This window comes from Neoroseomonas rubea, assembly GCF_016106015.1.
GTDB classification, from domain to species: domain Bacteria; phylum Pseudomonadota; class Alphaproteobacteria; order Acetobacterales; family Acetobacteraceae; genus Neoroseomonas; species Neoroseomonas rubea.
Map to the genome: position 1 here is coordinate 1 of NZ_JACADQ010000034.1, position 24,629 is coordinate 24,629.

Below are 24,629 nucleotides of genomic sequence, written 5' to 3' on the forward strand. Positions count from 1 at the left end.
GCTCGCGCTCGCGCTGACGCCCGCGAACCCCGCGCTACTGACCGAGCGCGCCATGGCCGCGCTCGCGCTCGACCGCCCGGCCGAGGCGCTGGCCGATGTCGAGCGCGCGGTCGCGGCGGATGCGACGGTCGCGGAGGCCTGGGTGCTGAAGGCCTCGGCGCTGCGGCGGCTCGATCGCGTCGCGCCGGCGGCCGACGCCGTGGCGCAGGCGCTGCGGCTCGATGCCGAGAATGTCGAGGCGCTGCTGGAACGCGGCATCATCCGGCAATTGCAGGGCGATGCGTCGGGCGCGCGCGCGGATTGGGAAAGGGTGATCGAACTCGCCCCCGACGGTGCGGCGGCCGATCTCGCGGCGCAGAACATGGCGCTGATCGAGGCCGGGCCGGCGAGCCGGTAGCGATCCTCAGAAATCGAGGTCGGCGTAGTGCGCCGGCGGCGTGACGCCGGAGACGCGGTCGGCGAGCAGCGGGCGGAAGGAGGGGCGCGACTTCATCCGCGCATACCAGTCCTTCGCCGCTTCGTTCAGCGACCAGTCCACATCGCCGATGAAGTCGAGTGCCGAGAGCTGCGCGGCGGCCGCGAGGTCGGCCAGCGTCAGCGAGGTGCCGGCAAGCCAGGGCCGGGTTTCCGCCAGCCAGCCGATGTATTCGAGATGCGGGCGGAGATTGGCGTAGCCGGCGCGGATCGCCGTCGCGTCCGGGTTGCCGCGGCCCATCAGCCGCTTCATCTGCTTCTCGTACAGCAGGTTCATGCCGACCTCGGCGTGGAACTTGCCGTCGAACCAGGCGACCAGGCGGCGCACTTCCACGCGTTCGGCGAGCGTCCGGCCGAGCAGCGGCATGTCGGGATAGGCTTCGTCCAGGTATTCGCAGATCGCGGTCGAATCGGCGATCGTCAGGCCGTTGTCCTCCACCAGCACCGGCACGGTGCAGGCGGGGTTCATCGCCAGGAAATCCTCCCGCCGGTCCCACACGCGCTCGATGCGCGTGTCGAAGGGGATGCGCTTCTCCGCCAGGGCGAGGCGCACCTTGCGTGAGAAGGGCGAGAGGGGGAGGTGGAACAGGAGCCGCACGATGCCGGGCTTATGCCACCCGCCCCCGTGTCGCGCAAAGGTGGGTCATGCCGGGGGCGCCGGTCCTTCCCGCGTGCCGAGGCCGCGAACGCGGCCCGCCCGGCGCCTGCGGGCACGCAAAGGCAAAAGCCGGCGGTCGAAGCATTCGGCCGGCCGGTATCAGATCCGCCGGGCGCAGGACAGGAAGGCTTCCGTCACCGCGCGCGTGCCGCGCAGGTCGGCGATCCAGGGGTCCACCGTCTCGCCCGGGAAGGTGATCTGCATCCGCAGGCCGAGGGCAAAGGCCTCCACGAAGCGGATGAAGTTGTTGAAGGCGCCCTGGTAGGAGGCCTCGATCATGTCGGGCTGGGAGGTGCCGGTGTAGTTCAGGTCGGCCGTCTGGCGGTCGATCGCCACCACGACGCGCCCGCGCGCCTCGCGCCTGACGTTCCAGCTGCGGTCGCCGAGCTGGATGAAGCCGTGCAGGTTTCCCTGCAGCCGCTCCACCTTGATCCAGAAGAATCGGCCCTGGTTGTTAGCCTGCGTGCCCATGCCGCAGAGATACTGGCCGTTGGTCTCGGCGATATACGCCGTCCAGCCATTGATCGAGGCGAGGTTGCGCACGTTCTGCGCCGAGGCCGGGGCGGCCAGCGCGAGAAGGGCGGCGAGGGCGAGGGGCACCAGGCGCATGAGGCCGGTCCTTTCATCGGCGGAGACGGGGCGCCGCCGAGATTAACGCCCCGTCACGTCGATGGAAGGGGCGGCGGCGGCGCCGGGTGAAGCGCTTCACCCGGCGCGCCGGCCGGTCATTCGGCCGCGACAGCCTGCTCCGGCGCCATCGGCACGGGCAGGTACTTGGCGTATTCCTTCGGCACCACCTGCCAGAAGCGGTTCCGCTCGCTCGCCCATTCGTTCAGCAGGCGGGCGGCGAAGCGGCTGCCCGTCTCGGCCACATGGCGCGCGATCAGGTCGCACAGCACGCCTTCCCAATGCGGGTGCTGCACGCGGGACCAGAGCAGCGTGTCGGGATTGACCCGCAGCTCGAAGGTGCCCTCGGCGTCGTAGACGAAGGCCTGGCCGCCGGTGAAGCCGGCGCCGAAATTGTCGCCGACCGCGCCGAGGATCACGACCGTGCCGCCGGTCATGTACTCGCAGCCATTGGCACCGCAGCCTTCCACCACCGCGGTCGCGCCGGAATTGCGCACCGCGAAGCGTTCGCCCGCCTGGCCGGCGGCGAACAGTTCGCCGGCCGTCGCGCCGTAGAGCACGGTGTTGCCGATGATGGTGTTCTCGTTCCACACCAGCGGGGAGGATGGCGCGGGCCGCACGACGATGGTCGCCCCCGAGAGCCCTTTGCCGACATAGTCGTTGGCGTCGCCGAAGACTTCGAGCTTCAGCCCGCGCACGCCGAAGGCACCGAGCGACTGGCCGGCCGAGCCGCGCAGGCGCACGGTCAGGTGGCCGGGCTGCAGCCCGCTCATCCCGAACTGGCGCGTGATGCGGGAGGAGACCTTCGTCCCGATCGCGCGATGCGTGTTCCGGATGTTGTACTGGAGCTGCATCTTCTCCCCGTGCCGGAACAGCGCGTCGGCATCGCGGATCATCTCCGCGTCCAGCGTCTCCGGCACCTCGTTGCGGCCTTCGAGCGTGCAGTAGGAGGCATGCGGGCCGGCATCGGCCTGCACGAGCAGCGGGTTGAGGTCGAGGTCGTCGAGGTCCTCCGAGCCGCGGCTGACCTGCTGGAGCAGGTCGGTGCGGCCGATCACGTCCGTCAGCCTGCGGAAGCCGAGCGAGGCGAGGATCTCGCGCACCTCCTCCGCCACGAAGGAGAAGAGGTTGATGACCTTCTCCGGCGTGCCGGTGAACTTGGCGCGCAGCGCCTCGTCCTGAACGCAGACGCCGACGGGGCAGGTGTTGGAGTGGCACTGGCGGACCATGATGCAGCCCATCGCCACCAGCGAGGCGGTGCCGATGCCGAATTCCTCGGCGCCGAGCATGGCCGCGATTACCACGTCCCGCCCGGTCTTGAGCCCGCCATCGGTGCGCAGCTTCACCCGGTGGCGCAGCCGGTTCAGCAGCAGCACCTGGTGGGTCTCGGACAGGCCCATCTCCCACGGCAGCCCGGCATACTTGATGCTGGACTGCGGCGATGCGCCGGTGCCCCCCGAATGGCCGGAGACCAGGATCGCATCTGCCTTCGCCTTGGCCACGCCGGCCGCGATCGTGCCGATGCCCGAGCGGCTGACCAGCTTCACGCAGACCGTCGCATCCGGGTTGATCTGCTTGAGGTCGTAGATGAGCTGCGCGAGATCCTCGATCGAGTAGATGTCGTGGTGCGGCGGCGGGCTGATCAGCGTCACCCCCGGCGTCGAATGCCGCAGCTTGGCGATCAGCCCCGTCACCTTGAAGCCGGGCAGCTGCCCGCCCTCGCCGGGCTTGGCACCCTGGGCGACCTTGATCTCGATCTCGCGGCAGTTGTTGAGGTATTCCGCCGTCACGCCGAAGCGCCCCGAGGCGATCTGCTTGATCGCGGAATTGGCGTTGTCGCCGTTCGGGCGGGGCTTGGCGCGCGCGGGGTCCTCCCCGCCCTCGCCGGAATCCGACCGTGCGCCGATGCGGTTCATGGCGATGGAGAGCGTCTCATGCGCCTCGGGGCTGAGGGCGCCGAGGGAGATGCCCGGCGCGACGAGGCGCTTGCGGATCTCCGTGATGCTCTCGACTTCCTCGAGCGCCACCGGCGCGCGGCCTTCCATGCGGAAGTCGAGCAGGTCGCGCAGGGCGACCGGCGGCAACTTGCGCACCGCATCGGAATAGCGGCGATAGGTCTGGTAGCTGTCGGTCTCGACCGCCTTCTGCAGCGTGTGGATCAGGTTGCCGTCGAAGGCGTGCACCTCGCCGCGCCGGCGCAGCTTGTACAGCCCGCCCACGGGTAGCGCGACCGCGCCCTGCTGCCACGCCTTCTCATGCAGCGCGAGCACGCGCCGCGCGATGCCCGAGAGTCCGATGCCCGAGATGCGGGACGGCGTGCCGGGGAAGAATTCCCCCACCAGGGCGCGGGAGAGGCCGATCGCCTCGAAGTTCATCCCCCCGCGATAGGAGGAGAGGACGCCGATGCCCATCTTGGACATGACCTTGAGCAGGCCCTTGTCCACCGCCTTCTTGTAGCGGCCCACGGCCTCGCCCAGGCCGATATTGCCGAACAGGCCGCGGCGATGGCGGTCGGCGATGCTCTCCTGCGCGAGATAGGCATTCACCGTCGTGGCCCCCGCGCCGATCAGCACGGCGAAGTAGTGCACGTCCATGCACTCCGCCGCGCGGACATTGAGCGAGGTGAAGGTGCGCAGCCCGTTCTTGACGAGGTGCGTCTGGACCGCGCCGACGGCGAGGATCATCGGGATCGCCGCGCGATCCTCCGCCTGCGCTTCATCGGTGAGGATCACATGCGCGCAGCCTGAGCGCACGCCTTCCTCCGCCTCGCGGCGGATGCGCTCGATGGCGCGGCGCAGCCCGGCCTCGCCATCGGCGACCGGCCAGGTGCAGTCCACCGTCGCGACGGTGGCCCCCATGTAACCGCGCATTGCCTCGAACTGCGCGTTCGACAGCACGGGGCTCTCGAGCATCAGCATGTCGCACTGCGTCGGGTCCTCGTCGAGGATGTTCCCGAGGTTGCCCAGCCGCGTGCGCAGCGTCATCACCCGCGTCTCGCGCAGGCTGTCGATCGGCGGGTTGGTGACCTGGCTGAAGGTCTGGCGGAAATAATGGTGCAGGCCGCGATACTGGCTCGACAGCACGGCGATGGGCGTGTCGTCGCCCATCGAACCGACGGCCTCGTTCGCATCCTCCACCATCGGGTGGAGGATCCCTTCCAGCTCCTCGAGCGTGTAGCCCATGGCGAGCTGGCGGCGGCGCAGCTCCTCGGCCTGGAAGTTCGCGCGCTCGTCGCGCTCGGCCTTGACGATCTCGTCGATGCGCGTCGTGCGGGACGTCCACTGGCCGAAGGGCTTGCGGGCGGCGAGCGTGTCCTTCAGCGCGGCGTCCTCGTAGAAGCGCGCTTCATCCAGGTCGACGCCGATGCATTGTCCCGGCCCGAGGCGCCCCTTCTGGACGATGCGGTCTTCGGCCATCTTCACCATGCCGGTCTCGGACCCGACGATGAGCAGCCCGTCGACCGTGCGCGTGAAGCGCATCGGCCGCAGTCCGTTGCGGTCGAGGCCCGCGATCACCCAGCGCCCGTCCGTCGCGGCGATCGCCGCCGGCCCGTCCCAGGGTTCCATCACCGCGTTGCAGTACATGAACAGCTCGCGATGCGCGGCCGACATGGTGGCGTTGTTGCTGACGCTTTCGGGGATGAGCAGCGCCTTGGCCATCGGCGCGTCGCGCCCGCCGCGGACCAGCAGTTCGAACACGTTGTCGAGCGTCGCGGTGTCCGACCCGCCCGCCTGAACGATCGGCTTCAGATCCTCCATGAAGGGATCGAGCAGCGCATGGGCGAGCCGCGTCTCGTGGCTCTTCATCCAGTTGGCGTTGCCGTGCAGCGTGTTGATCTCGCCGTTATGGGCGAGCATGCGGAAGGGCTGGGCCAGCCGCCAGGTCGGGAAGGTGTTGGTCGAGTAGCGCTGGTGGTAGATCGCGAAGCGGCTGACGAAGCGCTCATCGAGCAGGTCAGGGTAGAATTCCGTCAGGCTCTCGGCCAGGAACATGCCCTTGTAGATGATCGAGCGGGCGGAGAGCGAGCACAGGTAGAGCTCGGGGATCTGCGCCGCGATCGCCTGCTTCTCGATCCGCCGGCGGATGACGAACATGTCGCGCTCGGCGGTCTCGACGTCGCGCTGCTCGGGGTCCCAGATCAGGATCTGCTCGATCTCGGGGCGCGTGGCGTTCGCCTTCTCCCCGATACAGGCGACGTTGATCGGCACCTGGCGCCAGGAATAGATGGCGTAGCCGGCGTTCAGGATCTCGCTCTCGATGATCTGGCGGCAGCGTTCCTGCGCGCCGAGATCCGTCTTGGGCAGGAACACCATGCCCACGGCGATGCGCCCGGGGCGCACGCGGTCGCCCCCGCGCCGCACGACTTCCGCGAAGAAGTCCTGGGGGACTTCGATATGGATGCCCGCGCCGTCGCCGGTCTTGCCGTCGGCATCGACGGCGCCGCGGTGCCACACTGCCTTCAGCGCGTCGATCCCCGCCTGCACCACCTCGCGCCGCGGCTTGCCGTCGAGGGCCGCGACCAGGCCGACGCCGCAGGCATCGTGCTCGGTCATGTCGATATGGGCGGCGGAGGCGAGCAGGTCGCGGCCCCTGGCGTGGGCGGCGACGAAGGCGGAACCGGTCTCGGGCTGCGTCATGATTGTCACTCCGCCGCGATGGCCGGGGCTTCGGCCCGAGCCTGGATGAACTGGTGGATCTGCTCGGCGACATCGCGCCCGTCGCGGATGCCCCAGACGACGAGCGAGGCGCCGCGCACGATGTCGCCGGCGGCGAACACGCCGGGCACGGCCGTCATCATCGTGCGGTGGTCGACCTTCAGCGTGCCCCAGCGCGTGACCGTCAGCGCGGGTTCGTTGAAGGCGGCGGGCAGATCCTCGGGGTCGAAGCCGAGCGCCTTGATCACCAGGTCGGCCTTCACCTCGAACTCCGCGCCGGCGATCGGTTCCACCTGCTGGCGCCCCGTGGCGTCGGGCAGGCCGAGATGCATGCGCTGGGCGCGTACCACCGCGACCTTCTCGGTGCCGAGGAAGGCTTCGGGCGCGGCAAGCCATTCGAAGCGCACGCCTTCCTCCTCGGCGTTCTTCACCTCCCGCATCGAGCCGGGCATGTTCGCCTTGTCGCGGCGATAGAGGCAGGTGACCGAGGCCGCGCCCTGGCGCACCGCGGTGCGCACGCAGTCCATCGCCGTGTCGCCGCCGCCGACGACGACGACGTGGCGGCCCTCGGCATTCAGCGCGCCGCTGTCGAACGCGGGCACCTCGTCGCCGAGGCCCTTGCGGTTCGACGCGATCAGGTAGTCGAGGGCGGCGACCACGCCCGGCAGCACCGCGCCGGCGCAGTCGATGTCACGCGCCTTGTAGACGCCGGTCGCGACCAGCACGGCGTCATGCCGCTGGCGCAGCTCGCCCAGCGTGACGTCGCGGCCGACGATGGTGTTCAGGCGGAACTGGATGCCGCCCATGACGTATTGCTGCCAGCGGCGGACGACGACGTCCTTCTCCAGCTTGAAGTTGGGGATGCCGTAGATCATCAGCCCGCCGGCGCGGTCGTGCCGGTCGTAGAGCGTGACCTGGTAGCCCATGGTGCGGAGCCGCTCGGCGGCGGCCATGCCCGCCGGGCCGGCGCCGATGATGCCGATGGTCTGCGGGCGTTCGCGCACCGGCATGGGCGGCTTGACCCAGCCTTTCTCCCAGGCGGTGTCGGTGATGTACTTTTCCACCGCGCCGATCGTGACCGACTCGAAGCCCTTCTCGATGACGCAATTGCCTTCGCAGAGGCGGTCCTGCGGGCAGACGCGGCCGCAGATCTCGGGGAAGGTGTTGGTCGCGGCGGCGACCTCGTAGGCTTCCTCGAGCCGCCCTTCGGCGGTCAGCTTCAGCCAGTCCGGGATGTTGTTGTTGAGCGGGCAATGCACCTGGCAGAAGGGCACGCCGCATTGCGAACAGCGGGAGGCCTGCTGGCCGGCGGCCTCCTGCGCGAAGGCCTCATACACCTCGCCCCAGTCGGCCCGGCGCGCCGAGGCGTCGCGCTTGTCCGGCTGCCGCTGCTGAAGGCGGACGAACTGGAGCATCTTCTCGGCCATGCGGACCCCCGGGGACGGCGTGTTCCTGCCGGGACGGGGGCGTGCACGATCGGTCGCCGGCCCCCCGGCGCCGGGTCACTTACGGCATGTATCCAGGGCGCGCGAGTCCTTTCTCCGCCAATAGGACAGTTTTTTTGTCCCATCTTTGGCCGAGCGGTATCCGGCACTAACCCGGCGTAGATAACTGCCGCCTCATTGCGGCCGAATCGGACGTATCAGGCCGCCGCCCGCCGCACGCCACCCCGCCGGAACCGCGCCAGATAGGCCGGGACGATCGCCTCCACCGCCTTGGGCGCGATGCCCAGGTCGGCCAGCGTCAGCGCCCCTTCCGCGACGAGGTTGTCGCGGCGCAGCAGGATCAGCTGGTCGCGCGTCAGCGGCGGGGTCGGCAGCTTCTCCCCCATCCGCGCCTGGAACTCGACCAGGCGGTCGGGCAGGTCGACCAGCATCCGCCGCCGCCCCGTGGCCTCCAGCACGAAGGCCAGCACGTCGCGCATGCTCATCGCGCGCGGGCCGCCGAGCTCATAGGTCCTGCCCACCGTGTCCTCCCGCCCGATCGCGGCCATCACGGCATCCGCCACGTCGCCGACATAGACGGGCTGGAAGCGCGTCTCGCCCGCCACCACGGGCATGATCGGCAGCACCGCGGCGAGTCCCGCGAAGCGGTTGAAGAACTGGTCCTCCGGCCCGAAGACGACCGAGGGGCGGAGGATGGTCGCGGCCGGGAAGGCCTCCCGCACCGCGGCCTCGCCCTCCGCCTTGGTGCGGGCATACAGGCTCTCGCTGGCCGCATCGGCGCCGATGGCGGACAGGTGCACGAGCCTGCGCACGCCCGCCGCCGCGGCCAGCCGCGCCACGCGCCCCGCGCCTTCGGCCTGGATGCGGGCGAAGTCGCCTTCCTTCCGCTCGAAGAGGATGCCGACGAGGTTGATGACCACCTCCGCCCCCGCCACGGCGCGGGCGACGGAGGCCTCGTCCGTCACGCTCGCCGCGACCGGCACGATCTGCGCGACGGCGCCGAGAGTCCGCAGTTTCCCGGCCTTCTCCGTGTCCCGCCCGGCGATGCGGACGATGAAGCCCTGCTTCGCAAGACGCTGGACGATATGGCGGCCGATGAAGCCCGCGCCCCCGAACACCGTCGCCACCCGGCGATTGTCCATGCCCCTGCTACCCCGCTTCGGAATTGGATGCCCTGGACCATATGGGGCGCCTCGCGCGGCCTCAAGGCGCCCGCTTGACGGGGCCGGCGGCTGCGCGTAAACGCCCGGCCTCGCCGCAAGGCGCCGACCCCCTGCCCAGGTGGCGGAATTGGTAGACGCGCAGGTTTCAGGTACCTGTGGCCGCAAGGCTGTGAAGGTTCGAGTCCTTTCCTGGGCACCACTCTCTCTCCCAAGGCGCGGATAGATTGGGCACCACCCTGTTCACGCATGGCGGCGTGACCATCCGCCTGCATCGCAACGACCTGCCGGACGGGCTCGACCTGGGCCGCATCGTCGCGATCGACACGGAGACGATGGGACTCAATCCGCACCGGGACCGGCTCTGCCTCGTGCAGCTCTCCTCGGGCGACGGTTCGGCGCATCTTGTCCAGTTGATCCCCGCGAGCCTCGGCGGGCAGGGCTATGCCGCGCCGAACCTGCGCAAGCTGCTGGCCGACCCCGCGGTGACGAAGCTGTTCCACTTCGCCCGGTTCGATGTCGCGGTGCTGTTCCACTGCCTCGGCGTCACGACCGCGCCGGTCGTCTGCACGAAGGTCGCGGCGAAGCTCGTGCGCACCTTCACCGACCGGCACGGGCTGAAGGATTTGTGCAAGGAGCTGCTCGGCGTCGAGATCTCGAAGCAGCAGCAGACCTCGGATTGGGGCGCGCCGGAGCTGACGCCCGAGCAGCTCGCCTATGCCGCCTCGGACGTGCTTCACCTGCACGCGCTGTGGGCGAAGCTCGAAGGCCTGCTGCGGCGCGAAGGCAGGCTCGACATCGCCGAGGCCTGTTTCCGCTTCCTGCCCACGCGCGGGAAGCTCGACCTGCTGGGCTACGAGGACCCCGACATCCTCTCCCACTGATGCCGGCCGCCTCTCGCGCCGCGCGCGTCAGTCCACGCGCGCGCCGGAGGCCCGGATGATCGGCGCCAGCGCCGCCTCGTTGGCCGCGCGATAGGTCGCGAGCTCCTCCGGCGTCGTGTACCAGGGTGTCGCGCCATTCTCGAGGAAGCGGCGCTTCAGGTCGTCGGTCTCGAGCGCCTGCTTCGTCAGCGCGTTCAGCCGGGCGACGATGGCCGGCGGCATCCCCGCCGGGCCCATCACGCCGCCCCAGGAGTTGATCTCGAAGCCCGGCAGGAATTCCGCCATGGTCGGGATCTCGGGTGCCGCCGGGCTGCGCTGCGCGCCGGTGACGGCCAGCGCGCGCACCTTGCCTTCCCGGTGCAGCGCGAGGCCCTGCGGGATGTTGTCGAAGATCATGTGCACGCGCCCGCCCTGGATATCCACATGCGCCGGCGCCGCGCCGCGATATGGCACGTGCAGCATGTCGACGCCCGCCATCGTCTTGAACATCTCGCCCGAGATGTGGACCGTGGTGCCCGAGCCGGAGGAGGCATAGGCGTACTTGCCCGGGTTCGCGCGCAGCAGCGCGATCAGTTCCGGCACGCTGCGCGCGGGGACGTCGTTGTTCACGACAAGAAGGTTGGGCAGCTGCCACAGACCCGAGACGTAGGAGAAGTCCCGCGCTGGGTTGAAGGGCAGGCGGGCATAGAGCGTCGGCCCGATCGACAGTGGCGCGACCGAGGCGAGTCCGATCGTGTTGCCATCCGGCGTGGCGCGGGCGATGGCTTCGGTGCCGATGTTGCCGGCCGAACCGGCGCGGTTCTCGACCACGAATTGCTGGCCGGTGATCTCGCTCATCTTCAGGCACCACAGGCGCGAGAGGATGTCGGTGCCGCCGCCCGGCGGGAACAGGCCGATGAAGCGGATGGAGCCGCTGGGCCAGGTGGATTGCGCGACGGCGGCGGATGCGAGCGGCGCGGCGGCGAGCGCGAGCGCCGCCCGCCGGGTGACGTGATGCATGATTGTTCCTCCCAGGTTTGTCGTTGGGAGGATGGCAGTCCGGAATGGCCCGCGGCGTCAAGCGCCGCGCAGGGGCGGCGTCAGAACTGCACCCCGGTGCTCAGCCAGAAGCCCCGCACGCCGCGATCCCCGGTCAGGAAGGTGAAGCCGAGCCTGGCCGGGCTGTCGCGGCCGAGCTGCGCGAATGCGCCGAATTCCTGGTAGTTGCGGATATAGACGTCGTCGCCGGTGAAGCGCGTGTCGACCGCGAAGACGGATCCCACCAGCGGCCGCCCCGCCACCTCCACGCCCAGGTCGCGGGAGAGAACGACGCCGTTGCGGTAGACGATGTTCTTGAGGTCGTAGTCGATCGAGTAGGACCCGACCGAGACGGGGAAGGTCGAGACATAGGTGATGCCGTTGGCCAGCACGAAGCGGAAATCCGCCGGCAATTCGAAGCGCATGGTCGAGTTGAGCGCCGCCGAATAGACGCCGGACCCGCCGCCGAGGTCGATCGAACCGACGCCGCCGATGCGGAAGGAAGGCTGCAGCGTCCACCAGTCGAGGACGCGCCGGCGATAGAGGATGCCGAGATTGCCGGCATAGGACCGCGCGCCTTCCGTGTCCGTCCAGGTCAACGGAAAGTCGAGCTCGATGGTGTCGTTGGGCGACAGGGTGAAGGTCTGGTTGATCGGCAGCGAGACCGAGCGCGTGTTGTAGCCCGCCGAACTGAAGGAGCCGAAGCGCACGCCGAGCCCGAAGCCCGAGCCGCCGCCGACCGCCGTTTCCATCGCCCGGCCGAAATCGGCGGCGACGAACTGGTTCATCGCCGCGTTCGGGTTGCCGGCGACCGGGTCGATCGAGGTGGTGGCCGCGGCCAGCCGCAGCACGCGGTTCACCTCGGAGGAGCCCTGGCCGCGCAGCCAGTCCTCGAACAATTGCCGGCTTTCGTCGCGCGTCGCGCCGTTGAAGGTGATGTCGATGCCCGCGCCGGGGATGACGATGCGCAGCGCCGGCGAGTTCAGGGTGAAGATGCCCTGCGCCGGCACGCCGCGCAGGTTGATGTCGGCGGTCGCCGCCGAGGTGTCGGTGTAGCCCGCCACGATCGACTGTAGCCCCGCCGTGTCGAGCGAGCGGTAGGCGTCCTCGATCCGTGTGAAGCCGGCGCTGCCGGTCTGGCCGTCGACATTGAGCACGATGCCGAAGGGGTCGCGCGCCTGCGCGGCGGTGGCGAGCAGGAGCGCCGCTCCGGCGGCGAGCAGGTGGCGAAAACGCATGGCAGTGATCCCCCGGCGGACCAGCGCACCCCCCACCGGCGCGCCCGAACGTGGAGCGAGCGTAACGGGCCGCGGAATCGCTCCGCAACATCGGCGTGCTCACGCTTTCGGGGGCTTGCGTCCTTGCCGCCGCGCGTGGCGGCGGAACCACAGCGGCGGCGCGCGCCCCGAAAAAGAAAGGCCCGGCTGCCATGAAGGCGCCGGGCCAAGTCAACAGGGAGGCTTCACGTCTGGGAGACGAGGGATCCGAAGGACCCCTTCCGACCTAGTCGCCGGATGACCAAAAGTTAGGGCCACAACCCACACGCGTGATTCCCGATCTCAACCACCCCGCCATGCGCTCTGCGCATGTCATCCGGGAAACCCCGTGTGATTTGCGTGACAGACTGTGTCAGGCGCCCGTCCCGACCAGCTCCGCCATCAGGAAGTCGCGGAAGACCGCCACCCGCTTCGAATGGCGCATTTCCTCCGGGTAGACGAAGAAGGCCTCGATCCGCGGCGCCTTCACCCCTGGCAGCACCTGCACGAGGTCGTCGATGTCGCCGCTGATGTAGTCCGGCAGGGCGGCAAGCCCGAGGCCACTGCGCACGGCTTCCAGCATGCCGGGCAGGGAGTTGATCTCGATCGCCGCGCGCCGCGGCGTGCCCGGCCGGCGCCCGGCTTCCGCCAGCCAGTTGATGTTATCGATGGGCGGGCGGTAGTCGCCGTAGACGATCAGCCGGTGCGCATCGAGATCCTCGACCCGCTGCGGGATGCCCGTGCCCTTCAGGTAGGTGGGGGACCCGCAGACCTTCCAGCCGAAGGTCGCGATGTGCCGCTGGATCAGGTCCGGCTGTTTGGGCGGATGCATGCGGATCGCGACATCGGCTTCCCGCATGGCGAGGTCGAGGTCGGAATCGTCCAGCAGCAGCGTCACGCTGATCTCGGGATGCAGGTCGAGCAGCCGCCGCAGGCGGGGGGCGAGCCAGGCGCTGCCGAAGCCCGTCGTCGTCGTCACCTTGAGCCGCCCGGCCGGCCGTTCCCGGCTTTCGGTCAGCATGGCCTCGGTCATGGCGAGCTTGGCGAAGACCTCGCGAACCGTGCGGTTCAGCGTCTCACCCTGCTCGGTCAGGATCAGGCCGCGCGCGTGGCGATGGAACAGCGGGACCGTCAGCGCTTCCTCGAGCGCCTGGATCTGGCGGGAGACGGCCGACTGGCTCAGGTTCAGCGTCTCCCCCGCATGGGTGAAGGACCCCGCCTCGGCGACCGCGTGGAAGACGCGGAGCTTGTCCCAGTCGATCGGCATCAGGCGGCGACTTGCTCGGTCTCGGCATCCGCCGCCGCGAGGAATTTTTCGGCCTCCAGCGCCGCCATGCAGCCGGTGCCGGCGGCGGTGACCGCCTGGCGATAGACCTTGTCCTGCACGTCGCCGGCGGCGAAGACGCCGGGGATGGAGGTCCGCGTCGTCCCCGGCACGGTCACGATGTATCCGCCTTCGTCCATCTCGACCTGGCCCTGGAACAGGGCGGTCGCCGGCGCGTGGCCGATGGCGACGAAGACGCCGTCCACCTTCAGCTCGCTGCGCTCGCCGCTGCGGGCGTGGCGCAGCGCGAGGCCGCGCGCGACGGGGACTCGGCCGGAGGCGTCGGCCAGCACTTCCTCCGTGATCGTGTCCCACAGCACCGTCACGTTCGGCTTCGCGAACAGCCGCTGCTGCAGGATCTTCTCGCTGCGCAGGCTGTCGCGGCGATGGATCAGCGTCACGTGGCGGGCGAGGTTCGAGAGGTAAAGCGCCTCCTCCGTCGCGGAATTGCCGCCGCCGATCACGGCGACATCCTTGCCGCGGTAGAAGAAGCCGTCGCAGGTCGCGCAGGCGGAGACACCGAAGCCGCCGAGTTCCTTCTCCCCCGGGATGCCGAGCCATTTCGCCTGCGCGCCGGTCGCGATCACCACCGCCTCGGCCTCGTAGACGTCGCCCGAATCGCAGGTCGCCCTGAACGGCCGGCGGGCGAGGTCGATGGCGGTGACGAGGTCGAACATCACCTTCGCGCCGACGTGCTCGGCCTGCTTCTGCATCTGGTCCATCAGCCAGGGCCCCTGGATGGCCTCGGCGAAGCCTGGGTAGTTCTCGACATCCGTGGTGATGGTCAGCTGCCCGCCGGGCTGCATGCCGGCCACGACCATCGGCGCCAGCCCCGCCCGCGCCGCGTAGATCGCGGCCGTGTAGCCCGCCGGTCCGGCGCCGATGATGAGGAGGCGGGTGCGATGCGTCTCGGCCACGATCGGGAGTCCATGTCCTGTTGGGGCCATGCCGATATCGGCCAGCCCTGCCGCCGCCACAACCCGAAGCCTTGAAGCGGCGGGCGGCTGCAAGGATATTGCGCCAGTGAAGGCAGCCGAGCAACGAAGCATGCGATACGACAGAATGACCGAATGCAATGACGCGTGAACAAGACCCCGGCCTCGATTCGGTGGACCGGCACATCCTGGCCGAGCTCCAGGCCGATGGCCGGATGACGAATGTCGAACTCGCCCGGCGGGTGAACCTCTCCGCGCCGCCCTGCCTGCGGCGCGTCCGCCGGCTGGAGGAAGCGGGGATCATCCGCGGCTACCATGCCGACATCGATCCGGTCTCGCTGGGCTGGGAGGTGACCTTCTTCGCCCTGGTCGGCCTCGAATCCCAGAAGCAGGCGGTGCTCGACGCCTTCGAGGCGCTCGCCGCCTCCTGGCCCGAGGTGCGGGAATGTCACATGATCCGCGGCGGCGGCGACTTCCTGCTGCGCCTGGTCGCGCGCGACACGGCGCATGAGAACGAGCTGACGGCGCGGCTGACGAACGCTCCCGCCGTGCTCCGCGTGCAGACCCTGCAGACGATCCGGACGGCGAAGGACGAGGCGGGCGTGCCGGTGGCGTAGGGTCCTGCCCGCGACATCTGCCAGACGTCCAGCGAAGGACGTGGACAGGCAGGCCACCGACGACACGGGCTGGTGGCCCGAGACCGAAGTCCGCAGGGCGTCAGCCCCGCCGCACCACGTAGTCCCGGGCTTCGAGCGCCGCGATCACGGCATCGCCCTGCGCGGCGTCGCGCACCTCCACCATCAGGTGCAGCTCGGTGCTCTGCACCGTCGGCGCGCCGAACAGCTGCTGGTGCTTCACCTCGATCACGTTGCCACCGACATCGGAGATGCGCTTGGCGATGTCGGCCAGCACGCCAGGACGGTCCGGGATGTCGAAATGCAGGCGCAGGATGCGCCCGTCCCGCAGCAATTGCCGCAGCAGCACGTTGGACAGCGCGCGCGCATCGATGTTGCCGCCGCAGACCGTGGTGCCCGCGACCTTGCCGCGGAAGCGCTCGGGATAGGTGAGGATGGCGGCGAGCCCGGTCGCACCCGCGCCTTCGGCCACCACCTTCGCGCCCTCGGCCAGCAAGGCCACGGCCTGTTCCACCGCGCGTTCGGGGACCAGCAGCACCTCGACGCCGAGCCTGCGGAGGATGGCGAGCGGGCATTCCCCCACGTCGCGCACGGCGATGCCCTCGGCGATGGTCGGCCCGCCGACGCTGACCGGCTGGCCGGCGAGCCGCTGCGCCATGGCCGGGTAGCCTTCCACCTCCACGCCGAACACCTGCATGCCCGGTCGCAGTTCCGCGACGGCGCTGGCGATGCCGGCGCACAGGCCGCCGCCGCCCACGGGAATGGCGAGCACCTCGATCGCCGGCGCGTCCTCCAGCATCTCGAGCACCATGGTGCCCTGGCCGGCGATCACGGCGGGGTCGTCATAGGGGTGGATGAAGACCAGGCCTTCGCGCAGCGCGAGGTCGTGCGCATGGGCGGCGGCCTCGGCCAGCGTCTCCCCGTGCAGCACCACGCGCGCGCCCCAGAATTCCGTGCGCACCACCTTCGTCGCCGGGGTGAAGCGCGGCATCACGATGGTGGCGGCGACGCCGGCCAACTGCGCGTGGCGGGCGACCGCCTGGGCATGGTTGCCGGCGGACATGGCGATGACGCCCGCGGCCCTCTCCCGCGGCGTCAGCAGCGCGAGCCGGTTGGCCGCGCCCCGTTCCTTGAAGGCGCCGGTCGCCTGCAGGTTGTCGAGCTTGAGGAAGACGCGCGTGCCCGCGGCGCGGCTGACCGCCGGGTTCTCGATGGTGGGCGTGCGCAGCACGGCGCCGCGGATGCGCTCGGCCGCCGCGCGGATGTCGGCGAGCGTGACCGAGGCCGCCGCGTCGAGGACTGGTTTCGTCAAGGATGACGGCATGGCGTCGCCTCGCGGGACATGGCGGCCTCGGCGCCGCGCTGGCCGAAGGGCGCCGGGGCGCCCGGGGGCGAATTCAAGCGAAGCGGACGGCGGTGATCTCGACCGACCGGGCGCCGCCGGGGGCGGGGACCTCGACCGAATCGCCCACCTTCTTGCCCATCAGCGCCTTGGCCAGCGGGGAGGTGATGGAGATCGACCCGTTCTTCATGTCGGCCTCGTACTGGCCGACGATGCGGTAGGTCTTCTCGTCCTCGCTCTCCTCGTCGACGATCGTGACCTTGGCGCCGAACTTCACCTGTTCGCCCGACAGGCGCGCCACGTCGATCACCTCGACGGAGGGGATGATCGATTCGAGCTCACCGATCCGGCCCTCGATGAAGGATTGCCGTTCGCGGGCGGCGTGGTACTCGGCGTTCTCCGAAAGATCCCCATGCGCGCGCGCCTCGGCGATCGCCCGGATGATGGCCGGTCGCTCCTCGCCTTTCAGGACCTTCAGTTCCTCCTCGAGACGCGCGAGGCCTTCGGCGGTCATCGGGAACTTCTGCACGGCGAAACCTTCCCAAACGAATGCGGCCCCACCGGCCCGCGGTCCGGTTCAGCCAGGGCCTGGCGGTCGGTGGGGGAAAGACGGCGCGGGGGCCCCGGAAGGCCCCCTTGCGGTCAGAACGGCGTAGCAAAATACGCTTGCAGGGGCGCCACATCAAGGGTTCCGGCCTTCAGGGCCGCAATCGCGTGCACCGCGGCCCTCGCCCCGGCCGCCGTCGTGTAGTGCGGAATCCCGTGGGTGAGGGCGCTGCGGCGGATGTCGAAGCTGTCCGCCACCGACTGCCCGCCCCCCGTGGTGTTGATCACGAGCTGGATGTCGCCCGACTTGATCGCGTCCACGCAATGCGGCCGGCCTTCCAGGACCTTGTTGATCACCGCGACCTCCAGCCCCGCCTCCCGGATCCGGGCGGCGGTGCCGCGGGTCGCGACGATCCGGAAGCCCATATCCGCCAGCCGCCGGGCCATGGTCACGGCCGCCGCCTTGTCGGTCTCCTTGACCGAGATGAAGGCGGTCCCGGCCTCCGGCAGCTTCACCCCGGCGCCGAGCTGGGACTTGAGGAAGGCCCGCTCGAAGGACAGGTCCAGGCCCATCACCTCGCCCGTGGACTTCATCTCCGGCCCCAGGATCACGTCCACGTTGGGGAAGCGGTTGAAGGGGAAGACCGCCTCCTTCACCGCCACGTGGCGGGAGACGGCGTCGTCGTCGAGGTTGAACTCGGACAGCCGCGCGCCGGCCATGACGCGCGCGCCGATCTTGGCCACCGGCACGCCCGTGGCCTTCGCCACGAACGGCACGGTGCGCGAGGCGCGCGGGTTCACCTCGAGGACGAAGATCTCCCCGTCCTTGACCGCGTATTGCACGTTCATCAGCCCCTGCACCTTGAGCGCGCGGGCCATCGCCTCGGTCTCGGCCTTCAGCTCCGTCACGATCGCCGGCGGCAGGGAATAGGGCGGGAGCGAGCAGGCGGAATCGCCGGAATGGATGCCGGCTTCCTCGATATGCTCCATGACGCCGGCGACGTAGACGCGCCCGTCGGCATCGCAGATGCAGTCCACATCGACCTCGATCGCGTCCTGCAGGTACTGGTCGATCAGGATCGGGTTCTCGCCCGAGACCTTGACCGCCTCCGCGCCGAAGCGGCGCAGCTGCTCGTCATTGTACGCGATCTCCATCGCGCGGCCGCCCAGCACGTAGGAGGGGCGGACGACGACCGGGTAGCCGATGCGGTTCGCCTCGCGGACCGCCTCGTCCAGCGTGCGGGCCGTGCCGTTCTGCGGCTGCCGCAGGCCGAGCCCGCGCAGCAGCAGCTGGAAGCGCTCGCGGTCCTCGGCGATGTCGATGGCCTCGGCACTCGTGCCGAGGATCGGGATGCCGGCCTTGTGCAGCGCCTGGCTGAGCTTGAGCGGCGTCTGCCCGCCATACTGCACGATGCAGCCGAGCACCTCGCCGCTCTCCTGTTCCTTGCGGATCAGGGCGATCACGTCCTCGGCCGTCAGCGGCTCGAAGTACAGGCGGTCGGAGGTGTCGTAGTCGGTGCTGACCGTCTCCGGGTTGCAGTTGACCATGATGGTCTCGAACCCGGCTTCCTTCAGCGCGTAGGCCGCGTGCACGCAGCAATAGTCGAACTCGATGCCCTGGCCGATGCGGTTCGGCCCGCCGCCGAGGATGATGATCTTCTGCCGCGCCGTGGGGCGGGATTCGCAGGCGGGCGTGCCGATGCCGCCTTCATAGGTCGAGTACATGTAGGGCGTCTCGGAGGCGAATTCCGCCGCGCAGGTGTCGATGCGCTTGTAGACCGGCTGCACTCCGAGCCGCGCGCGCAGGGCCGCGACTTCCGTCTCCTTCACCCGGGCGAGCGTGGCCAGCCGCGCATCCGAGAAGCCGAGCGCTTTGAGCCGCCGCAGCGCCGTCGCCGACTGCGGCAGGCCGCCCGTCAGCACCTCGCGCTCGGCGGCGACGATCTTCTCGACCTCGCGCAGGAACCAGGGGTCGAACTTCGACGCCTCGTGGATCTCCTCGAGCGACACGCCCGCGCGCATCGCCTGTGCGGCCATCAGCACGCGGTCGGGCCGCGGGGTCGCGAGCGCGGCATGGAAGGCCTGCGCGGAGCCGTCGCCCGGCACCGGCACGTCATCCAGGCCCGACAGCCCCGTCTCCAGCCCGCGCAGCCCCTTCTGCAGGGCTTCCGCGAAGGACCGGCCGATCGCCATGGTCTCGCCCACCGACTTCATCGAGGTGGTCAGCGTCGCCGGCGTCCCGGGGAACTTCTCGAAGGTGAAGCGCGGGATCTTCACCACCACGTAGTCGATCGTGGGCTCGAAGGAGGCCGGCGTGACCTTCGTGATGTCGTTCTGCAATTCATCGAGCGTGTAGCCGACGGCGAGCTTCGCCGCGACCTTGGCGATCGGGAAGCCGGTCGCCTTCGACGCCAGCGCCGAGGAGCGCGACACGCGAGGGTTCATCTCGATGATGACCATGCGGCCATCGGCGGGGTTGATGCCGAACTGGACGTTCGAACCGCCGGTATCGACGCCGATCTCGCGCAGGCACGCGATCGAGGCGTCGCGCATGCGCTGGTATTCCTTGTCGGTCAGCGTCAGCGCCGGCGCGATGGTCACGCTGTCGCCCGTGTGCACGCCCATCGCGTCCAGGTTCTCGATGGAGCAGATGATGATGCAGTTGTCCGCGCGGTCGCGGACCACCTCCATCTCGAACTCCTTCCACCCCAGGACGCTCTCCTCGATCAGCACCTCGGTGGTCATGGAGGCGGCGAGGCCGGCGGAGACGATCTGCTCGAACTCCTCCCGGTTGTAGGCAATGCCGCCGCCCGTGCCGCCGAGGGTGAAGGAGGGGCGGATGACGCAGGGCAGGCCGACCTTGCGCAGCGCCTCGACCGCCTCGGCCATGGTGTGGGCGATCTCGCTGCGCGGGCTCTCGATGCCGATCTTGGCCATCGCGTCGCGGAACTTCTGGCGGTCCTCGGCCTTGTCGATGACCTCGGCCTTCGCGCCGATCAGCTCGCAGCCATACTTCTCGAGCACGCCGGCTTCCGCGAGCTTGAGCGAGGTGTTGAGCGCGGTCTGCCCGCCCATGGTCGGCAGCAGCGCGTCCGGCCGTTCCTTGGCGATGATCTTCTCGACGATCTCGACCGTGATCGGCTCGATGTAGGTCGCATCCGCCAGCCCCGGATCGGTCATGATCGTCGCCGGGTTCGAATTCACCAGGATGACGCGGTAGCCCTCGGCGCGCAGCGCCTTGCAGGCCTGGGCGCCGGAATAGTCGAACTCGCAGGCCTGGCCGATGACGATCGGGCCGGCGCCGATGATGAGGATGGACTTGATGTCGGTGCGCTTCGGCATGGGATCAGGCTTTCCGCGGCAGGAGAAGGAGGATGAGGAAGGCGACCAGGATCGCGCCACCGCCGGCCACGAGCGCGCCGCCCATCGCCTCGTCGGCGTAGCCGCTGCGTTCGTAGCCCAGGGCATAGGCGCCGGCGAAGGCCGCCATGGCGCCGAAGGCGGCGGAGCAGGCGACGAAGGGGCGGAGCGCGCGCGGCCCTGCGGCGAGCGGCGCCGTCATGCGCCAGAACAGCAGCACGGCCGGCAGCAGGGCGACCAGCGCGGCGACGGCGCCATGCGCCAGGGCGTCGAGGCCGTAATACATCACCTGCCGTCCGCCTCGCGCGCCGCCTGGCGCCGCGCGCTCAGCAGCAGCACCGGCAGGATCAGCAGATGCGGCACCGCCCAGAAGGCAAGAGCGAGGCCGCCCTGGTCGCCGGCCAGCAGCGTCGTTGCGCCATGCACGGCGGCGGACAGCGCGAAGGCGGTCAGCGCGGCGCGCATCGGCGGAAACAGCTTCCGCAGGCTGTGCGCCAGCGCGAAGAGCACGAGGCCCGAATAGGCCAGCGCAAACAGGCCGGTGATGCCGATGCTCATGACCGGCTCTCCGTCGCGAGCTTCACCGCGATCAGCGCCAGCGCGGCCCCGAGGATCCAGCGCTGCGCCGCCATCCAGGCCGGCCGCGCGCCGAGGAAGCGTGCCACACCGGCCGCGCCATAGACCAGCAGCCCGTCGAAGACGATCGCGACGCCGATCTGCACTGCGCCCAGGATCGCGCCCTGCACGAAGACGCTGCCGAGCGCGGGGTCGATGAAGGGCGGCAGCACCGCCACGTAGAAGATCGCGACCTTGGGGTTCAGCGCCGCCGTGGCGAAGCCCACCGAGAACAGGCGCAGCGGGGGTTCCTGCGGCATCGGGCGCGGCGAGAAGATCGGCTGCCCGCCCGGGCGCACGCATTGCCACGCGAGGAAGGCCAGATAGGCCGCGCCGCCGATCCGCAGCACGTCCCAGGCATACGGCACGGCGAACAGCGCGGCCGTCAGCCCCGCCGCGGCACACAGCATGATGACGAGCGAGCCCGCCTGGCAGCCGACGAGTGAGATCATGCCCGCCCCCGTCCCTTGCGCCAGCGCGCGGGAGACGAGGTAGAGCATGTTCGGCCCGGGCGTCGCCGCGAGCCCGAAGGACAGCGCGGCGAAGACCAGAAGGGTCTCGACCGAGGGCATCAGCCGTGGACCGAAAACCCGCCATCCACCGGGATCGCCACGCCCGTGATGAAGGCCGCCGCGTCGCTCGCAAGGAACGCCGCCACGCCCTCGAAATCGCCCGGCGTGCCCCAGCGCTTGACGGGGGAGCGCCGCAGCACGTCGTCGTGCAGCGTCGCCATGTCCTGCCGCGCCTTCTTCGTCAGGTCCGTGTCGATCCAGCCGGGCAGGATGACGTTCACCGTGATTCCGTCCGCCGCCCACGCGACAGCCATGGACTTCGTCATCTGCACCACGCCGCCCTTCGATGCGCCATAGGCCGCATGGAAGGGCAGGCCGAAGATCGACAGCATCGAGCCGTTGTTGATCACGCGCCCCACGCCGCCCTTCTTGAGCCACGGATGCGCCGCCTGGGCCGCGATCATGCCGGAGGTCAGGTTGGTGGACAGCACCGTGTGCCAGTCCTCCATCCGATAGACCTCGGGCCGGTTGCGGATGTTGGTGCCGGCGTTGTTGACCAGGATGTCGAGCCGGCCGAAGCGCTCCGCCGTCGTCGCGACCATGGCGCGGATGGACGCCTCGTCCGTCACGTCCACCGTCACGCTGTCGGCCTCAGCGCCCAGCGCCTTCAGTTCCGCGACGGCCGCCGCATTCTTCTCGGCATTGCGCCCGGCGACCATCACCGCCGCGCCAGCCCGCGCGAGCCCGCGCGCGAAGCCGAGCCCGATGCCGCCATTGCCGCCGGTGACGAGGGCGGCGCGCCCGGAAAGGTCGAACATCACGCGCGGTTCCTTTCGATCATCTCGACGAAGCGGTGGAACAGGTAGTGGCTGTCGGACGGCCCGGGGCTCGCCTCCGGGTGGTACTGCACGGAGAAGGCCGGCCGGTCCGTCGCGGCGATGCCTTCGTTCGTGCCGTCGAACAGCGAGACATGCGTCACCTTCGCATTCGCCGGCAGCGTCTTCGGATCGACCGCGAAGCCATGGTTCTGCGATGTGATCTCGACCTTGCCGGTCTCGAGGTCCTTCACCGGCTGGTTCGCGCCGCGATGCCCGCGCGCAAGCTTGTAGGTCTTCGCCCCCAGCGCGAGCGCCAGCAGCTGGTGCCCCAGGCAGATCCCGAAGACCGGCACGCGCTTGTCGAGCACGCCGCGGATCGCCGGGATCGCGTAGGTGCCCGTCGCGGCCGGGTCGCCCGGGCCGTTCGAGAGGAACACGCCGTCGGGCTTGTGGGCGAGGATCTCATCGGCGGTCGCCGTCGCCGGCACCACCACCACCTCGCAGCCGGCCGAGGCCAGGCAGCGCAGGATGTTGCGCTTCGCGCCGTAGTCCACCGCCACCACCTTGAAGCGCGGCGCCGCCTGGCGGCCGAAGCCGGCCGGCCAGGCCCATTCCGTCTCGTCCCAGCCGAAGGACTGGCGGCAGGTGACTTCCTTGGCGAGGTCCATCCCCTCCAGCCCCGGCCAGCCGGCCGCCTGGGCCTTGAGCGCCGCGATGTCGAAGCGCCCATCCGCGCGGTGGCAGACGACGCCGTTCGGCGCCCCGCTGTCGCGGATGCGCGCGGTCAGCGCCCGCGTGTCGATGCCCGCGAGGCCCGGGATGCCGTGGGAGACGAGCCAGGCGTCGAGATGCTTCGTGGACCGCCAGTTGGCGGGCTCGGTTACGTCCTGCTTCACGATCAGGCCGCGCGCGGCGGGGGTGATGCTCTCCAGGTCCTCGGCGTTGGTGCCGACATTGCCGATATGCGGGAAGGTGAAGGTGATGACCTGCCCGGCATAGGACGGGTCGGTCAGCGTCTCCTGGTAGCCGGTCATGCCGGTGTTGAAGCAGATCTCGCCGACCAAGGCGGCCTCGGCGCCGAAGCCGCGGCCCCAGAAGATGGTCCCGTCGGCGAGGACGAGGCAGCCCGTCGCCCCTTCGGGCGGGGTCTCGGCAGTGGCGGCCATGGGGGGCTCCGTTCGGGTCGTGTCGGCGGGGGCGCCGGGAAGGTCGGACAGGGCGAGGCCGGTCGCGGCCAGGACGGCGGGCCAGTGCTTGGCCGGGATGGCGCGCGCCTGGCGCCATTTCCGGATGGCCTCCGTGCCGACGCCGCAACGGGTCGCCGCCGCCTCGGGGCCGCCGAGCAGGCTGATGATCTCTTCCACGGTGCGCATGGCGCCCTGATACCGGGAAGAGAATTCCCAGGGCAAGGTGAATCGCGTTGGTGGGAAATTTCCTCCCAGGCGCGGGCCGCGCTATAGCGCCGCGGCACGTCTCTCGGATTGCGGCGCGATGCAGCGCCGCGGCACTCCCTGGGGCTGCGCTGCGCTATATGCCGCGTGATCAGACGAGGATGCCTGCAATGTCCCTGCGCGACCGTTTCATGGATGAACTCAAGGCCGCGATGCGCGCGGGGGAAGCCGCGCGCGTCTCCACGCTGCGGATGATCCAGGCGAAGCTGAAGGACACCGACATCGCCGCCCGGCCGGGCCCCCCGGTGGATGATGCCGGCATCGTCGCCATGCTGCGCGGCATGGCGAAGTCCCGCGCCGAATCCGTGACGATGTACCGCCAGGGCGGGCGGGAGGAACTGGCCGCGAAGGAGGAAGCCGAGATCGCGGTGATCGAATCCTTCCTGCCGCAGCAGATGGACGAGGCCGCCATGGCCGCAGCGATCGACGCCGCCATCGCCGAGGCCGGCGCGGCGAGCATCAAGGAGATGGGCAAGGTGATGGCGGTGCTGCGCGCGAAGCACGCCGCGACGCTCGACATGGCCAAGGCCGGGCCGATGGTGAAGGCGCGCCTGGGCGGCTGAACCCATGGCGCGCCGCCGCCGACGCAAGCCCCGCCGGCCGCGTGTCATCCCGCCCCTGGCGCCGCCCCGCCGGCGGTGGGGCATGGCAGCTCTTTGCCTTGCCTGTTCGGTCATGGTGGCCGGGGTGACCTGGTCGATGGAAAGCGAGCGCCGGGCATTGGCCTCCGGCGGCGAGCGGGCCGAGGCGGTGGTGCTGCGCCTTGAGAGTTCGGGCGGGCGGCGGGCTGCCTCCTATCCGGTCTTCGCCTTCACCACGGCGCGGGGCGAGGCGGTGGAGGCGCGGGCGAGCGCGCCGGCCGACCCGGCCCGGCTGCCGCCCGGCGCGCGCGTGACGGTGATCCATGAGGCGGAC

Annotated in this window: 21 protein-coding genes, 1 tRNA gene and 1 pseudogene; 6 read left to right on the top strand and 17 right to left on the bottom strand. The window is 70.0% G+C overall.

The genetic code is table 11. The features are described from left to right. Window positions 1–397, top strand: a pseudogene (locus HW577_RS06170) (tetratricopeptide repeat protein); the annotation flags it as partial. Window positions 398–403: 6 nt separating this feature from the next. Here HW577_RS06170 and fzlA read toward each other — a convergent pair. The 5 genes from fzlA to HW577_RS06195 all read right to left on the bottom strand — a co-directional run bounded on the left by fzlA (window position 404) and on the right by HW577_RS06195 (window position 9,001). After that, complete coding sequence (gene fzlA / locus HW577_RS06175) at window positions 404–1,072, bottom strand: FtsZ-binding protein FzlA (RefSeq protein WP_198375245.1); 669 nt, start codon at window positions 1,070–1,072, stop codon at window positions 404–406. Window positions 1,073–1,231: 159 nt separating this feature from the next. Then, a complete protein-coding gene (locus HW577_RS06180) occupies window positions 1,232–1,741 on the bottom strand; it encodes a hypothetical protein (RefSeq protein ID WP_198375247.1) in 510 nt (169 codons plus the stop codon). Between the two features lie 116 nt (window positions 1,742–1,857). After that, the gene (gltB, locus tag HW577_RS06185) at window positions 1,858–6,396 is read right to left on the bottom strand and encodes a glutamate synthase large subunit (RefSeq protein WP_198375248.1); all 4,539 of its coding nucleotides are present in this window, start codon (window positions 6,394–6,396) and stop codon (window positions 1,858–1,860) included. Window positions 6,397–6,401: 5 nt separating this feature from the next. Then, entirely contained in the window at window positions 6,402–7,841 is a 1,440-nt protein-coding gene (locus tag HW577_RS06190) for an NAD(P)-dependent oxidoreductase (RefSeq protein ID WP_198375250.1), read from the bottom strand. A 215-nt stretch (window positions 7,842–8,056) separates the two neighbouring features. Continuing rightward, on the bottom strand, window positions 8,057–9,001 hold the full coding sequence (locus tag HW577_RS06195) for a complex I NDUFA9 subunit family protein (protein ID WP_198375251.1): 945 nt from the start codon (window positions 8,999–9,001) through the stop codon (window positions 8,057–8,059). 133 nt (window positions 9,002–9,134) lie between these two features. Here HW577_RS06195 and HW577_RS06200 point away from each other — a divergent pair. Both HW577_RS06200 and HW577_RS06205 read left to right on the top strand, forming a co-directional pair. Beyond that, a tRNA-Leu gene (locus tag HW577_RS06200) sits at window positions 9,135–9,221 on the top strand. A 25-nt stretch (window positions 9,222–9,246) separates the two neighbouring features. Beyond that, window positions 9,247–9,903, top strand: a complete 657-nt coding sequence (locus HW577_RS06205; protein ID WP_198375253.1) for a ribonuclease D — start codon at window positions 9,247–9,249, stop codon at window positions 9,901–9,903. 27 nt (window positions 9,904–9,930) lie between these two features. Here HW577_RS06205 and HW577_RS06210 read toward each other — a convergent pair whose 3' ends face one another. From HW577_RS06210 to trxB, 4 genes are all read right to left on the bottom strand, one after another. Beyond that, window positions 9,931–10,902: a Bug family tripartite tricarboxylate transporter substrate binding protein gene (locus HW577_RS06210; RefSeq protein ID WP_198375254.1), complete on the bottom strand. Its 972-nt coding sequence runs from the start codon at window positions 10,900–10,902 to the stop codon at window positions 9,931–9,933. Window positions 10,903–10,982: 80 nt separating this feature from the next. Further along, window positions 10,983–12,158, bottom strand: a complete 1,176-nt coding sequence (locus tag HW577_RS06215) for a hypothetical protein (RefSeq protein WP_198375256.1) — start codon at window positions 12,156–12,158, stop codon at window positions 10,983–10,985. Window positions 12,159–12,549: 391 nt separating this feature from the next. Beyond that, a complete protein-coding gene (locus tag HW577_RS06220) occupies window positions 12,550–13,443 on the bottom strand; it encodes a LysR family transcriptional regulator (protein WP_198375257.1) in 894 nt (297 codons plus the stop codon). Next, a complete protein-coding gene (trxB, locus tag HW577_RS06225) occupies window positions 13,443–14,417 on the bottom strand; it encodes a thioredoxin-disulfide reductase (protein ID WP_198375259.1) in 975 nt (324 codons plus the stop codon). Before trxB ends, HW577_RS06220 begins: the two co-directional genes overlap by 1 nt. 158 nt (window positions 14,418–14,575) lie before the next feature. Between trxB and HW577_RS06230 the strand changes: the two genes are divergently transcribed. Beyond that, on the top strand, window positions 14,576–15,052 hold the full coding sequence (locus tag HW577_RS06230) for an Lrp/AsnC family transcriptional regulator (protein ID WP_198375260.1): 477 nt from the start codon (window positions 14,576–14,578) through the stop codon (window positions 15,050–15,052). A gap of 100 nt (window positions 15,053–15,152) precedes the next feature. Here the strand turns inward: HW577_RS06230 and HW577_RS06235 are convergent, their stop codons facing one another. The 8 genes from HW577_RS06235 to carA all read right to left on the bottom strand — a co-directional run bounded on the left by HW577_RS06235 (window position 15,153) and on the right by carA (window position 23,636). Further along, window positions 15,153–16,394, bottom strand: coding sequence for a threonine ammonia-lyase (locus HW577_RS06235; RefSeq protein WP_198375261.1), 1,242 nt, complete (start codon window positions 16,392–16,394; stop codon window positions 15,153–15,155). A gap of 73 nt (window positions 16,395–16,467) precedes the next feature. Continuing rightward, the gene (gene greA / locus HW577_RS06240; RefSeq protein ID WP_198375263.1) at window positions 16,468–16,941 is read right to left on the bottom strand and encodes a transcription elongation factor GreA; all 474 of its coding nucleotides are present in this window, start codon (window positions 16,939–16,941) and stop codon (window positions 16,468–16,470) included. Between the two features lie 113 nt (window positions 16,942–17,054). Then, the gene (carB, locus tag HW577_RS06245; protein ID WP_198375271.1) at window positions 17,055–20,300 is read right to left on the bottom strand and encodes a carbamoyl-phosphate synthase large subunit; all 3,246 of its coding nucleotides are present in this window, start codon (window positions 20,298–20,300) and stop codon (window positions 17,055–17,057) included. Between the two features lie 4 nt (window positions 20,301–20,304). Further along, a complete protein-coding gene (locus HW577_RS06250) occupies window positions 20,305–20,604 on the bottom strand; it encodes a hypothetical protein (protein WP_198375273.1) in 300 nt (99 codons plus the stop codon). Further along, window positions 20,604–20,876: a hypothetical protein gene (locus HW577_RS06255; protein WP_198375274.1), complete on the bottom strand. Its 273-nt coding sequence runs from the start codon at window positions 20,874–20,876 to the stop codon at window positions 20,604–20,606. Before HW577_RS06255 ends, HW577_RS06250 begins: the two co-directional genes overlap by 1 nt. After that, entirely contained in the window at window positions 20,873–21,505 is a 633-nt protein-coding gene (locus tag HW577_RS06260; protein ID WP_198375275.1) for a LysE family translocator, read from the bottom strand. The genes HW577_RS06255 and HW577_RS06260 overlap by 4 nt, the downstream gene beginning before the upstream one ends. Beyond that, window positions 21,505–22,263, bottom strand: coding sequence for an SDR family NAD(P)-dependent oxidoreductase (locus HW577_RS06265; RefSeq protein WP_198375276.1), 759 nt, complete (start codon window positions 22,261–22,263; stop codon window positions 21,505–21,507). The genes HW577_RS06260 and HW577_RS06265 overlap by 1 nt, the downstream gene beginning before the upstream one ends. Further along, a complete protein-coding gene (carA, locus tag HW577_RS06270) occupies window positions 22,263–23,636 on the bottom strand; it encodes a glutamine-hydrolyzing carbamoyl-phosphate synthase small subunit (protein WP_198375277.1) in 1,374 nt (457 codons plus the stop codon). Before carA ends, HW577_RS06265 begins: the two co-directional genes overlap by 1 nt. A gap of 188 nt (window positions 23,637–23,824) precedes the next feature. Between carA and HW577_RS06275 the strand changes: the two genes are divergently transcribed. Together HW577_RS06275 and HW577_RS06280 are read left to right on the top strand one after the other, a co-directional pair. Continuing rightward, entirely contained in the window at window positions 23,825–24,277 is a 453-nt protein-coding gene (locus tag HW577_RS06275; RefSeq protein WP_198375278.1) for a GatB/YqeY domain-containing protein, read from the top strand. Window positions 24,278–24,359: 82 nt separating this feature from the next. Then, window positions 24,360–24,629: DUF3592 domain-containing protein (locus HW577_RS06280; protein ID WP_198375279.1), on the top strand; the 270-nt coding region annotated here is incomplete at its 3' end.